Origin of the sequence: Microbacterium sp. NC79, from assembly GCF_019061125.1 — a bacterium.
Classification (GTDB): domain Bacteria; phylum Actinomycetota; class Actinomycetes; order Actinomycetales; family Microbacteriaceae; genus Microbacterium.
On the sequence record NZ_JAHQYI010000001.1, the window covers coordinates 1,491,477 to 1,504,311 of the forward strand.

General features: G+C 61.1%; 10 protein-coding genes and 4 tRNA genes. 5 read left to right on the plus strand and 9 right to left on the minus strand.

Features of this window, described 5'->3' with window-relative positions; all coding sequences use genetic code 11:
* Positions 1 to 43: 43 nt before the first annotated feature.
* Together KTJ77_RS06730 and KTJ77_RS06735 are read left to right on the plus strand one after the other, a co-directional pair.
* On the plus strand, positions 44 to 1,273 hold the full coding sequence (locus KTJ77_RS06730) for an MFS transporter (RefSeq protein ID WP_367948850.1): 1,230 nt from the start codon (positions 44 to 46) through the stop codon (positions 1,271 to 1,273).
* A 352-nt stretch (positions 1,274 to 1,625) separates the two neighbouring features.
* A complete protein-coding gene (locus KTJ77_RS06735; RefSeq protein ID WP_217337669.1) occupies positions 1,626 to 2,492 on the plus strand; it encodes an LppP/LprE family lipoprotein in 867 nt (288 codons plus the stop codon).
* Positions 2,493 to 3,063: 571 nt separating this feature from the next.
* On the opposite strand, the gene KTJ77_RS06740 is transcribed toward KTJ77_RS06735, so the two are convergent.
* From KTJ77_RS06740 to KTJ77_RS06750, 3 genes are all read right to left on the minus strand, one after another.
* A tRNA-Val gene (locus KTJ77_RS06740) sits at positions 3,064 to 3,135 on the minus strand.
* A 25-nt stretch (positions 3,136 to 3,160) separates the two neighbouring features.
* Positions 3,161 to 3,231: transfer RNA gene (locus KTJ77_RS06745), tRNA-Cys, on the minus strand.
* 51 nt (positions 3,232 to 3,282) lie between these two features.
* Positions 3,283 to 3,355: transfer RNA gene (locus KTJ77_RS06750), tRNA-Gly, on the minus strand.
* 146 nt (positions 3,356 to 3,501) lie between these two features.
* Here KTJ77_RS06750 and KTJ77_RS06755 point away from each other — a divergent pair.
* The 3 genes from KTJ77_RS06755 to KTJ77_RS06765 all read left to right on the plus strand — a co-directional run bounded on the left by KTJ77_RS06755 (position 3,502) and on the right by KTJ77_RS06765 (position 6,403).
* Positions 3,502 to 3,577: transfer RNA gene (locus tag KTJ77_RS06755), tRNA-Val, on the plus strand.
* Between the two features lie 179 nt (positions 3,578 to 3,756).
* Positions 3,757 to 5,079 (plus strand): non-hydrolyzing UDP-N-acetylglucosamine 2-epimerase, encoded by a 1,323-nt coding sequence (gene wecB, locus KTJ77_RS06760; RefSeq protein ID WP_217337670.1) that lies wholly within the window; start codon positions 3,757 to 3,759, stop codon positions 5,077 to 5,079.
* The gene (locus KTJ77_RS06765) at positions 5,072 to 6,403 is read left to right on the plus strand and encodes a glycosyltransferase family 2 protein (RefSeq protein ID WP_217337671.1); all 1,332 of its coding nucleotides are present in this window, start codon (positions 5,072 to 5,074) and stop codon (positions 6,401 to 6,403) included. The genes wecB and KTJ77_RS06765 overlap by 8 nt, the downstream gene beginning before the upstream one ends.
* Positions 6,404 to 6,454: 51 nt before the next feature.
* On the opposite strand, the gene KTJ77_RS06770 is transcribed toward KTJ77_RS06765, so the two are convergent.
* The 6 genes from KTJ77_RS06770 to zapE all read right to left on the minus strand — a co-directional run bounded on the left by KTJ77_RS06770 (position 6,455) and on the right by zapE (position 12,753).
* A complete protein-coding gene (locus KTJ77_RS06770) occupies positions 6,455 to 7,870 on the minus strand; it encodes an NAD(P)-binding domain-containing protein (RefSeq protein ID WP_367948851.1) in 1,416 nt (471 codons plus the stop codon).
* Between the two features lie 202 nt (positions 7,871 to 8,072).
* Positions 8,073 to 8,441, minus strand: a complete 369-nt coding sequence (locus tag KTJ77_RS06775) for a DUF11 domain-containing protein (RefSeq protein ID WP_217337672.1) — start codon at positions 8,439 to 8,441, stop codon at positions 8,073 to 8,075.
* A 100-nt stretch (positions 8,442 to 8,541) separates the two neighbouring features.
* The gene (locus KTJ77_RS06780; protein ID WP_217337673.1) at positions 8,542 to 9,495 is read right to left on the minus strand and encodes an EamA family transporter; all 954 of its coding nucleotides are present in this window, start codon (positions 9,493 to 9,495) and stop codon (positions 8,542 to 8,544) included.
* A gap of 78 nt (positions 9,496 to 9,573) precedes the next feature.
* Entirely contained in the window at positions 9,574 to 10,209 is a 636-nt protein-coding gene (locus KTJ77_RS13405; protein ID WP_367948852.1) for a type II toxin-antitoxin system PemK/MazF family toxin, read from the minus strand.
* A 67-nt stretch (positions 10,210 to 10,276) separates the two neighbouring features.
* On the minus strand, positions 10,277 to 11,503 hold the full coding sequence (locus KTJ77_RS06790) for an ammonium transporter (protein ID WP_217337675.1): 1,227 nt from the start codon (positions 11,501 to 11,503) through the stop codon (positions 10,277 to 10,279).
* A gap of 215 nt (positions 11,504 to 11,718) precedes the next feature.
* Positions 11,719 to 12,753, minus strand: a complete 1,035-nt coding sequence (gene zapE, locus KTJ77_RS06795) for a cell division protein ZapE (RefSeq protein ID WP_217337676.1) — start codon at positions 12,751 to 12,753, stop codon at positions 11,719 to 11,721.
* Between the last annotated feature and the right edge of the window lie 82 nt (positions 12,754 to 12,835).

The window sequence follows — 12,835 nt, forward strand, 5'->3', positions numbered from 1 at the left end:
CACTGACAAGGCGGCACGAAACCGTCATCAAAGGAATGCACACGTGACTCACTCCCCCGCTGAACCCACGAGCCTGATCGCTCAAACCGGGCGAGCGTATTTCCCGATCGCCCTCATCGCCCGATTGCCGTTCGCGATGAATGTGGTTGGCGTGCTGACGCTCGTGGTGGCAGCCCGCGGCTCGATCGCGACAGGTGGATTAACGGCAGCGGCTGTGGGGCTCGGAACCGCGGTGGCCGGCCCGCTGTTGGGTGCGGCTGCCGACCGCTTCGGACAGCGGCACGTCATGCTGCTTTCCGGCATCGCAAACGCCCTCGCTCTCGTGCTGATGTCGTGGATTGCGTTCGCGCCGGTCGCAGACTCATGGTTGCTTGCGGTGGCGGTGCTCGTCGGCGCAAGCGCACCGCAAGTGGGTCCGCTGTCGCGTACGCGCCTGGTGGCGTACATCACACGCATGCCCAAGGAGACTCGAGGCAAGACGATTCAAGGCGTTCTCGCGTATGAGTCGGCCGTCGATGAGATCGTGTTCATTTTCGGTCCGGTGCTCGTCGGCCTCCTCGCCACGACGATGAATCCTGCCGCGCCTCTCATCGGCGCCGCGGCCCTGACCCTCGTGTTCGTGTCGGCATTCGCGCTGCACCACTCGGCCAATGTCTCGATCACACGAACAGACGCCAGCGCCCGCGTGGAGCAAGCACCGGCACGCGAGCTGTACCGGTTCCGAATCCTCGTTGTCGTGCTGGGCATGCTCGCGACGGGCCTGTTCTTTGGTTCCGCTCTCACATCCCTCACCGCGTGGATGGAAGATCGTGGCGCGGCCGAGCAGACGGGCTTGCTCTATGGCCTGATGGGCGTCACGAGCGCCGTGCTTGCGCTGAGCTTTGCGTTCTTCCCCGCGCGATTCACATTCAGAGCGCGCTGGCTCACGTTTGCCGCGATTATGACGGCTGGGTCGGTGCTCATCGCAACCGCCGACACCGTTCCCACCATGATGATCGCACTCGCCGTTACCGGTATTGGTGTGGGGCCCGTCATCGTCAACGCGTATTCGCTCGCCACCGAACGCACCCCGCGAGGACGCTCGGCCACCGTCATGACAATGCTTGGTTCCGCCGTCGTGGTCGGACAGTCATCAGCCTCCGCCATTGTGGGTGCCGTCGCGGAGTCGTCGGGTACCGCCATCGCCCTGTGGGCAACAGTCGTAAGCGCGTTTCTTCTCCTGCTCCTGGGCGTCATGAACGCGCTACTGCGCACACCGCTTCCCACCCGCTGATCGACACGCGCCCCGCGTTCTGACGGCGGCCTCGCCGCTCCTCGAATTGGGGCTCGAGCGCGCCCCCGGAACGTTGAGGCGTGCACCCTGGTTGTGCAGGAACCGCCGCCTACCTGCCGGCCGTATTGCACGGTTCCGTCGGCGTGTTGCCCCTTCCGCGCCCGCATTGCGGGGCGGGTGAAACCAATCTGGCCCGTTTTGGCACGGTAGCGTGGGGCGTAGGCGGTTCGCACCGCTTCGACAGAGACGGGAGCAACCGCCCGCGCGCCTCGCCAGCGCCGGTGTCCTCAGCCCCCTAACGGCCCGACCTGTCGGCGATCACATCACGACGACAGCAGAAAGAGGCCTCGTCATGCGCGCCTTGACGAAAAAGTCCATCACAATGATCGCGGCAGCGGGAGTAACGCTCCTGGCCGCGCTCACCGGTTGCTCGGCCACGAGCGAGCCGGAACCGGCCGCGTCAACAGTGGCGGCAGCCCCGGCACCAGAAACCCCTGCCCCAGAAGAATGCTCAGGACTCACCGGCATCGAAGCTCTTGAAACCTGGGCGAACGAGGTTGAGACCACCCGCACGTGGGATGTGGCAGGCGAGTACAGCGATGTCAGCGGCTACGACGAGTGCGCAGAACTGTCGTACATCGTGCTGCGTCCTGCGGAGTGCTGCACCGTGTTCGAGATCACGCCCGTGATGTTCTTCAATCGCGGTCAATTCATCTCCGCAGCGACGGTGACTGACCGCGCACAGGCGCGAACCCCTGAGGCCGCTACGGAACGTATTGACGACAGCACGATCGCCCTGACCTTCGCCGTGCCGGGCGGCGCGAACGTGCCGCCGATCCTCACCACGACGACGTATACCTGGGATGAGGCTACGAGCGCTGTGGTCGCAGAAGACCTCGAGCCAGCAGCGGAACCTCGTGCCGACAGCACCGTCGACGGACGTTGGTGCCCCACCGCCGAAAGCAATGATCGCTACGGGTGCGTTACGGTCACCCTGCCCACCGCCACCTACGACAACGGCAATATCGTCGATCTCACCGGTGGAGGGGACCAGAACGCCGACGGCGGCACGCAATTCTCTGTGCCCGGCGCGCCTTTCGGCACGTTCTATCCGGCAGGAACCACGATCGATCTCCCCGATTACTACACCGGGGCGGATTTGCCAGACCAAGACCGCATCTGGAACGGCCAGACCGCCGTCATGCTGGTGCGCGACTAGCTCGCTCACCGACTACCCCGCGCGTCTTTCCGCGAGCCGGGCTCACGGGAAGACGCTGAATCCCCTCGCCCGCGTGCACTCCGTTCACGTGGGCGAGGTCAGAGACGACGACACTGCGCTCGAGGTCGGAGACGGCGTCACGTGGTCGGGGTCGGAGACGGCGTCACGTGGTCGGGGTCGGAGACGGCGCTGCCAACTGCCCGCACGACGGCCGACATGCACACGTCAATCCAGTTATGCATGAGTCAATCCAGTTATGCATGAGTCAGTTCAGTTACGCATGAGTCAAACGCCCAAACCGCGCGAAAGCACGGCGTGTCGAGGCCGAATCGCCTCTTCACTCATGCAGAACTGAGAACGCTCATGCATAACTCGGGCGCGCGGCGGTCCGGGGGTGTCGCGGAACATCGAGCATGCAGCTCCGACGACCTGCCGTTGACTGGTCCGCCTGCCACACGAGATACCAATCGATAGCGCTCCTTTTGGTCTAGAGCCCAGAGGACGACCAGCCTCGGCCACTCACCATCCGGACAACGCAAAAACCCCCTGATTTCTCAGGGGGTTTTGTCTGTGCGCGATACTGGGATCGAACCAGTGACCTCTTCCGTGTCAGGGAAGCGCGCTACCGCTGCGCCAATCGCGCCCAATGGGGCTATTTAGTTTTGTTGAGGTGACAACGGGATTTGAACCCGTGTAAACGGCTTTGCAGGCCGGTGCCTAGCCGCTCGGCCATATCACCGTGTGTGGCTCAAACCACGCGCGATGTTCTCCGAAGAGAATCTCACACTCGAGCGGATGACGAGACTCGAACTCGCGACCCTAACCTTGGCAAGGTTATGCGCTACCAACTGCGCTACATCCGCATTTTCGCCCCGGTGTCCCGGCGCTCTATCGAGAATAGCCGACATCATCCGTCATGCAAAACTGAGCGCGACCCGCGCGTGTCTCCGTGTTGATTCGCACAGCCGTTCCGGTGTGGGATATGCTCTTAAACCGAACCCAGTTTCTGGGGCGATTGGCGCAGTTGGTAGCGCGCTTCCTTCACACGGAAGAGGTCGTCGGTTCGAGTCCGGCATCGCCCACCACTAGCCCGGACAGGTCCTTCCTGCCGGGCATTTTTACGCCTGCAGAAACGTCGCGCTCTCCCCCCCTGTTGCCGCCGCGCGGTATAAAAATCACACACGTCAATTACTATTCCTGAGAAACATATTTGAGCGTCATAACATTCTGAAGAATGCATGATTTGCCCCGGTAGGGTTTGAATATGCGCCGCACCAAACGTTCCGTTCTCATTGTGGTTGGAACCCGCCCAGAAGCCATCAAAATGATGCCTGTCATCCTCGCGGTCAAGCAATCTGAGCACCTGACCCCGGTTGTCATCTCCACGGGGCAACATTCAGAGCTCGTCGCCGAGGTTCTCGGTTTCGTGGGTATCACCCCTGACGTCACACTCCAGATTCGCGACGATGAACGAACGCTTAACGGCCTTTTCAGCGCCGTCATGCGGGGCCTCAACTCCTACGTCACCGAGACCTACGGCGAGAACCCAGGCGCAGGCGCTGGTGCCTACAACGACCACTTCCCGGTGGCTACGCTCGTACATGGCGACACCTCCAGCGCCGCCGCCGCCGCGCTGGCATCGTTCCACCTCCACATCCCGGTTGGGCACGTTGAGGCGGGCCTGCGTACTTCAAACACGCTTTCCCCCTTCCCGGAAGAACTCAACCGCCAGCTCATATCGCGTATCGCCGTGGCGCATTTTGCTCCGACACCAAACAATGCAGAAAACCTCCTCCGCGAAGGTGTGGCGCTTGGTCGCGTTCTGATCACCGGAAATACCGCAATCGATGCGCTGCAACTCGTCGCGGAACGCAAGCTGCCCTACGGCATGCCTGAACTCGAAGCGCTCGAGGACGATGAGTCGCGCCGCGTCGTCGTAGTCACTGCACACCGCCGAGAGAACTGGAACGGCGGCATCGCACGCATCGCCTCCGCTGTGCGCATTCTGGCCGAGTCTCACGAAGACGATCTGTTCGTGGTTTCCCTGCACCCCAATCCCGCGGTCGCTGATGTCTTCCGTGCGGAGCTGACGGGGCTGCACAACGTGATCATGGTCAAGCCCATGCGATACGGCGCGTTTGCGCGACTGCTTGAGCGCGCCTACATCGCGATTACCGATTCCGGTGGCATCCAAGAAGAAGCACCTGCGTTGGGCACTCCGGTGGTCGTGGTGCGTGAAACCACTGAGCGCCAGGAGGGTGTGGACGCCGGAACCGTGAAGCTGGTGGGCACAAATACTGCAGATATCGTCGCGGTCGCAGGCGAGCTGCTCGACAACGCTGAGGCTCATGGCCGCCAGGCTGGCCGCAGGAACCCGTACGGCGACGGTTATGCCGCACAACGTATCCTCGCGGCATGCGAGCACATTGCCTACCGTGGTGACGCGCCACAGTCTCTCGTCACCGGTTTTGATCGCAACGTGATCCTGCGTGCGGCCGGCTACCTAGAGGATCCGGCCGACGTGCGTCACGAAGAAGAAGTCCAAATGGCGCACACCCTCGTCGGAGATCTCTCCGACAATGCCTGACTCGTTGACCAGATGGCTGTTCGTCGACACCCCCATCGAGGTGCGCGTGCTCTTCTTCGTGGTTCTCCTGATCGCGATATCAGCCTTCATCTCGGTAGTCACCCTTGCGATCATGGCCGCACGCGCACGTCGCGCTCGCAAGCGCGCTCATCCCGCAGGGCAAGTGAGCGAAAGCGACTTTCTCTGGGTGTTTATGGTTCCGGCGCTCAACGAGGAGGTCACGATTGCCGACAGCGTCGGGCGGCTTCTGCAAACCCAAGCGACGAACCGCGTCATTCTTGCTATCAACGATGGTTCCGATGACACAACCGGGGAGGTGCTGGAACGGTTGGCGTGCGACGACCTGCACGTTTTGACACGCACAGCTCCCGACGCCCGCACGGGCAAAGCCGCAGCGATTAACAATGCGTACTCGTTTCTCCAGTCCGTCATCTTGACGCAGGAGCGATACCGGCATTTCTCCCCCGATCGCGTCATCGTCGGAATCGTCGATGCCGATGGCCGTCTCGCCGTCGACGCGCCGGAGAAGGTCGCCTGGCACTTTGCGGATGAACAGGTCGGTGGTGTGCAGGTGCTCGTGCGCATTTACAACCGCCGGGGCTTTCTCACGTGGGCGCAAGACGTCGAGTTCAGCGCCTTCGGTCATGTCTTCCAAGCCGCGCGGTCTGCGTGGGGTACAGCGAACATGGGAGGCAACGGTCAGTTCAACCGTCTCTCGGCGCTTGCCGACATCGTGGAGGGTGAGGGCCCGTGGCGCGACCGCCTCACAGAAGACCAAGACCTCGGTGTGCGGCTGATGCAAGCAGGCTGGCGCGGCACGCAGGAGAACGGCGCAACGATCAACCAACAAGGCCTTAACAGTTTGCGCAGGCTCCTCAGGCAACGCACGCGGTGGGCGCAAGGCGCCTGGCAATCGCTCTCTCTTCTCTCAGGGACGGCCCGCGTACACGCCTCCCTCCCCGCACGCATCGACGTGATCTACTACCTTCTGACGCCGATCATCCAGTTGGCCACCGGGCTCGCGCTGATCGCCACCATCGTGTTGGCAGTCGTACATGACCTTCCGCTGGTTCCGTCCACCGCGCTCGGCCTCATCCTGTTCTTCAGCATTGGCTTCGGCCCCGGCTTTATCGTGTTGCTGTCTCGAGGCACAGGCATCAAGCAAATTGGGTACGCACTGCTGGTGATACTGCCCTATACGTTTTACTCCTGGCTGGTGTTCCCCGCGCTCATCCGCAGCCTTGCTCGTCATCTGCTTCGTCGCGAAAGCTGGGCGAAGACGGCACGGGAACCATTGCGCTCAGAAGCAGACGCGGCGGCATGACGAGAGGGCCCGCTCCCCATTTCTGGGAGGCGAGCCCTCAATCGTGAGGCGTTATGCGCCGACAAGCTCCTTGACGTCTGAGCTCGGCTCTTCATCGTCAGATGTCGTTGCGTTCTCGACGTCTTCATCGAGGTAACGCTCGAGTGAGTCATCGAGCTCGTCAATCCATGGCGTGTGGTGCACAACGGCAATGGTTCCTGTCATCACCGACTGGTAGACGCGATCACGGTACCCCATGATGTCTTCCTTCTTGTCGTTCTTCCATGCCAGGAAGATTTCGACAACACGGTCAATATCAAAATGCGGATAGTCGGTTGCGTTCAGCAGGTCGCGAATATATTCGGCCTGGAAGCGGATCTCTTCTGTGACGTTTGAGATCTTGTCAAATTCATCGCGCCACGTGTCAATCGACGCCTGACGCTCGTCTTCTGACGGCATCGCAATGCGGCCGAGAATCAGGTCGCGGGCAAACCACGCCTGCACGTCGAACATGTTGAAGGTGAACCACTGGTCCTGCGCGCCGAGGTACATCAGGCGCGGGTTGTTTTGCCATACGATTCCGCGATAGAGACCGTCCGGGTACACGTTGTTGGGCGATGCGAGCGCGAGGTCATCGGGGAGGAACGGGTACTTGTGAAGGTAGCCGGTACACATGATGACGGCGTCAATGTGCTGCGATGTGCCATCGGCGAAGTGCACCATATTGCCATCGAATCGTTCCACGACGGGCCGCTCTTCGATGCCATCGGGCCACTCGTAGCCCATGGGCTCCGAGCGGAAGCTCGCTGTAACCGAGGCTGCACCCATCTTGTACGCCTGGCTGCCGATGTCTTCTGCCGAATAGCTCGCGCCAATCACCAGCACATGCTTGTCTTCGAAGGACTCGGCTCCGCGGAAGTCGTGTGCGTGGCTGATGTAGCCGGGGTAGGTCTCGATGCCGTCAAACGTGGGCATGTGCGGGAACGAGAAGTGGCCGCTGGCGACAATCACGCGATCGAACTCTTCCGAGACCGATTCACCCGAGGGCAGGTGCTCGCTCGTCACGGTGAACACTTCACGGTCAGCGTCGTAGTCGACCCAGCGCACCACTGTCTGGAAACGGATCTGATCGCGCACGTTCGACTTCTCGAGTCGTCCTGCGATGTAGTCCCACAGCACGGCGCGCGGCGGGTAGGAGGAAATGGGCTTACCGAAGTGCTCGTCGAACGAATAGTCCGCGAACTCGAGCGCCTCCTTCGGGCCGTTAGACCACAGGTTCCGGTACATGCTGGAGTGCACGGGCTCACCAAACTCATCGAGTCCGGTGCGCCAGGTGAAGTTCCACTGGCCGCCCCAGTCTGATTGCTTTTCAAAGCACACGATGTCGGGAACGTCCGCACCAGCGCGGGCGGCCGATTCAAATGCTCGCAGCTGTGCCATGCCAGAGGGGCCGGCACCAATAATTGCTACTCGTTCTTTTCGCGTCACGTAATTACCTCGTAGTTCGTTATGTATAGGCACAGTCGTCTCCCTGCAATTGAGGAGATTCACGCTCGACGGGATCGTTGTACGATCGACCGCGCGCAGGGACAACTGCTCTTCGAAGGTACCAGGTACCGATGTTCTTGGCCTGAGTGCATGCAAAAGGCGGGGTGTGCTTCTTCAGCACACCCCGCCCTTATCGCTGTCGTTACACGTCGACCGTACGGCGTCGGCGACCGATCAAGACCATGCCACCACCGAGAACGAGCAGCGGCAGTGCCAGCAGCCCAAGGGCGGAAAGCTCGCCACCCGTAACCGGGATCGTGGTGACCTCGACCTCAGCAGATGCTTCAGCCTGCGCTCCCTCAGGATCAGTCTCACTCGTCACCACAGCAGTGTTTGTAAGCACACCGCGTGCCGAATCGGCGACGGCAACCGTCATCGTGATCTGCACGGTAGCGTCAACGGCGAGCGGGCCGTCGATGACGCATGTGACGGTCTGTCCTGATGCTTCGCAGATGTCCGTTCCGTCGGCGGTTTGAGCGGATACGATATCGACCTTATTTTGATTCAACACGCATAGTGCGATGTGGTCAAACTCTGAGCACCGTAATTAATGCATGCAAATTATCGAGTTCGCGCGGTTGCACGGGCACAGTGCGCAGTCTCGACCGTGATTAGCGACGACTCGCTTTGAGGTCCGTTGCTGTCGGTACCACAATCGGCACAGTACCCGTGGTCGTGAGCACCGCCTGCCCGCTGATCGTGGCGTGTTCCCCACGCGTCATGCGGGCTCCGCCGATGATCAGGAACACGAGCGCCAACAGAATTGGCCCATAGATGAACGCGTCGCTTGGGCTGAGCGCGTACCCAAGCACAACGGCCGCACCCAACAGCAGCACTGGTTCCAAGTAGCTGAGCAGACCGAACAAACCCAGCGGCAGCCACGTCGACGCCAGTATGTACAGCGTCATCGCGATGCCACTTAGGGCAACGACCAACAACAGTGTGAACGTTGAGGCTGGCGCCTCCCCCACGACAAACGCACCCGATGCAATAAAGATCGTTGCCGGGATGAGCAACAGAAGCGCTTCCATCAGAAACACGTGCGTGGTGTCCATATCGAACCAGCGCCGCAACGCGAAGTAGACCGGATATAGGCCCGCGATGAGTAGCACCGGCCATCCCACCGCGTGGGTCACGACCAGTTGGGCAGCAACGCCGACAGCCGCCGAGATGACGGCCGCACGCTGCCATAGCGACATGACATCACGAAATAGCGCCCTGCCCACCAGCACCATGACGAGCGGCAGCAGGAAATATCCCATCGCGATGTCTTGCGTGTGACCATTCGCGCTGCCCCACATAAATACCCACAATTGGAACCACATGATCACGGTGCACACCAGCAGCACGAGTATGTGCGGCAAGCTGGTGAAGATGCGCTTCGCATCGGCGACGAACTCGATGCGTTGTCGACGTGGAATGTGCACGGATGCGAGTGCGAGCACAATAAAGACGACGCGCCACGCCGTCACTTCTTCCGACGTGAACCCGCCGAGGTGTGCGCCAAGGAGCGCGATGACGCCGAAGAGGACGGACGCGATGACCGAGACAGCAACACCGCGCACAGGTATGGCGGTGGAAGAACGAGGGTTGATTTCAGGCTCCGATCGACAGCCTTTCAAGCCTACCCGCGAGGCATAACGCTACTTTCCGGCGACGGTCCAGCCGTAACGACGAATCAAGGCGTCAGCGACGACCGCGAACCGCTTTACGTCGAGAGCCGCTGCTTCTCGGCGCATGCCGTCGTGATGCACGCTGTACACCTGGTCGATGTCTACCCAGCTCGGCCGGCCCTGTGGATCCCACGGGCCTGAACCAATGGACAGGTAGTCTTTGTCGCCCGCGTGCGACTTACTCGTGAGCCGAACCGCGTAGACGCGGTCGCGACTCTGACGCCCGATTATCAAAACCGGACGATCCTTACCGCGACCATCATTTTCTTCGTAGGGCACCCACGTCCAGATGATCTCGCCGGCATCGGGGTCGTTGTCCGTGCGAGGGTCATAGCTGATCGTCAGCTTGCCACGACCGGGCGGATCGATCTCGATCGTGCGGGTGTCCCCCAGCTGACCGACACTGACCTCGCCGCTGGCATTCGCGGTGTGCGACTGGCTTGCACCCGACGACGTCTGGCGCGTGTGCGGCTGCGGCTTGAGTTTCGCTGTGCCCGCGCGCTGTGGGCGCGACGACCCGCTGGTTCCACTCGATGTCGACGATGACGTCAGCAGTTGCAGAATGAATTCGATGAGTCGACGGACCCAGCCGTTGTTGTTCGCCACCTGGCTACTGTACCGACGCCACAGGGGGCGCCGTGTCACCGACGCCCCCTGCTGGATTGAGGTTCGCTTAGACGCGTTCCTCGATGAGGTATCCCTCTTCGCCGTGGACTGCGGTGTCCACGCCGGCGAGTTCATCCTCGTTCTTGATGCGGAATCCAATCGTCTTCTCGATGATCAAACCGATCACGAAAGCGACGACGAAGGAGTAGATCAGCACGCCAAGCGATGACAGCACCTGAAGCACAAGCTGCGAGCCGTCACCACCGGTGAACAGGCCAACGTTCGTACCGAAGAATCCGATGTAAATGGTTCCGATCAGGCCACCAACAAGGTGCAGGCCAACCACGTCGAGCGAGTCGTCGTAGCCGAGCTTCCATTTCAGCTCGACAGCGATGCAGCAGACCGCACCAGTGATCAGACCGAGGATCAACGCCCAGCCGGGAGCCAGATCAGCACAGGCAGGAGTGATGGCGACGAGGCCAGCGACCGCACCGGATACCGCGCCAACCGAGGTGGGCTTTCCTACCTTCAACTTCTCGACAACGAGCCAGCCAACGATGGCCGCAGCCGTCGCACCCAGAGTGTTGATCACGATGAGGCCGACGCGGCTGTCTTCCGTACCCAACAGGCCGAAGGTTCCCTCCGCACCAGCGTTGAAACCAAACCAACCGAACCAGAGCAGCGCGGCACCGAGGAGAACGAGCGGAACGTTGTGCGGCTTCTGGATGCCCTTCTGGAATCCGAGTCGCTTGCCGAGCACGATGGCAAGAGCCAACGCAGCAGCACCGGCGTTGATGTGCACGGCGGTTCCGCCTGCGTAGTCAATCGTCGCGGTGTCAAAGCCGAAGAACTCTCCGAGCGAGAACGCCCAGCCGCCTCCCCACACCCACGCGGCAACCGGGAAGTAGACGAACGTGGCCCATACTGCGACGAAGATCATCCAGGCGCCGAACTTCGCGCGGTCAGCGATCGCGCCAGAAATCAGCGCGACCGAGATGATCGCGAACGTCGCACCGTAGGCGATACCCACCAGCTGGTCGCTTGACGCATTCGCGAGACCAAAGTCACTGAACGGGTTGCCGGCAAAGTCTGTCGGGTTTTCTACGGCGCTCATGTTGGCGCCGTAAAGAATCCAGAGCACCGCGACCAGCGCGATCGCGCCGAAGCTCATCATCATCATGCTGATAACGCTCTTCGCCTTGACGAGGCCGCCATAAAAGAATGCGACGCCCGGGGTCATGACAAGCACGAGGGCGGTTGCGGTAACCGCCCAAGCGAGGTTTCCACTGTCCATGTCGTTCCTCAATCCATTGAAGTCCCGGATTGACATCAGGCTCAACCGGGTGTCCCCAGTGTCACGGTCATGGATTTCGAGGAATGAGTGCTTCGTGTTTCGCGTCGATTACGCGATCACGATTTCTGTAAACAAAATGTTTCGGCGGACCGCAATAACGATCAGCATCCCCTGCCGATATGCAGAGAATGCGGAACCAGGAGTGCGGCGAGCGGTTACGCGTGGGTCTGCGCGTTGAGGCGCGAGATGGCGCGCAGGTACTTCTTGCGATAGCCGCCGCCGAGCATCTCTTCGCTAAACACCTGGTCTAGCGTCGTTCCCGTCGCCCGAATCGGAATCTGCGCGTCGTAAACCCGGTCGACGAATGCGACGAACCGGAGCGCTTCGCTCTGATCGGTGAGGGTACGCACGTTGCGCAGGCCGACAGCGCTCAGGCCGTCGATCAGCCGGATGTAGCGAGAAGGGTGCACGAGTGCGAGGTGACGAATCACGTCATCGAACGCGTCATCAGAGGAGCCTCCGCTCTGCACGAACTCGGCGACCTGGGCGTCATAATCGGCGTCGCTGAGTGTGATCGCGTGGCCGTCAAGCGCACGCTGACGGTAGTCGGTTCCGTCGATGCGGATCGTCTGAAAGCTATCCGACATGGCGTGAATCTCGCGCAAGAAGTCTTGCGCTGCAAAACGACCCTCACCAAGCGCATTTGGCGGCGTGTTGCTGGTTGCCGCCAGCTTGGTTCCGGAGCGCACCAACTCCCCCAACATCCGCGTCATCACCATGGTGTCGCCCGGGTCATCCAGCTCGAACTCATCAATGCAAAGCAGACCAGCACCGGAGAAATGCTCGACGGTGTTCTTGTAGCCAAGGGCGCCCACGATAGCCGTGTACTCAATGAACGAGCCGAAAAACTTTCGGCGCGCAGGCATCGCGTGATAGATCGATGCCAACAGGTGAGTCTTGCCCACACCGAATCCACCATCAAGGTAGACGCCCGGCTTCATTTCCGGTTCTTTCGGCTTGCGGGAGAAGAATCCGCCACGCTTGATCGGGCCGGAACCAACGGCAAAAGTCGTCAGCAGATCCTTCGCAGCTTGTTGCGAAGGGAAAGCCTCATCGACGCGGTACGTCTCGAACCGAGCGTCGTCGAACTGCGGGGGCGGAACCAGGCTGGCCAGCATGTCGGCGCCACTCACCTGAGGATTACGGTCGGTCAGATGGACGACGCCCACCGGGGCAGCATTGACGGTCATAGTTTCCTGTGTCGAACTTTTACGAAATGGTGCCGCGTCTTGCAGAGAGCCATAGGCTGGGAGGCACGGTATCAACCCTACG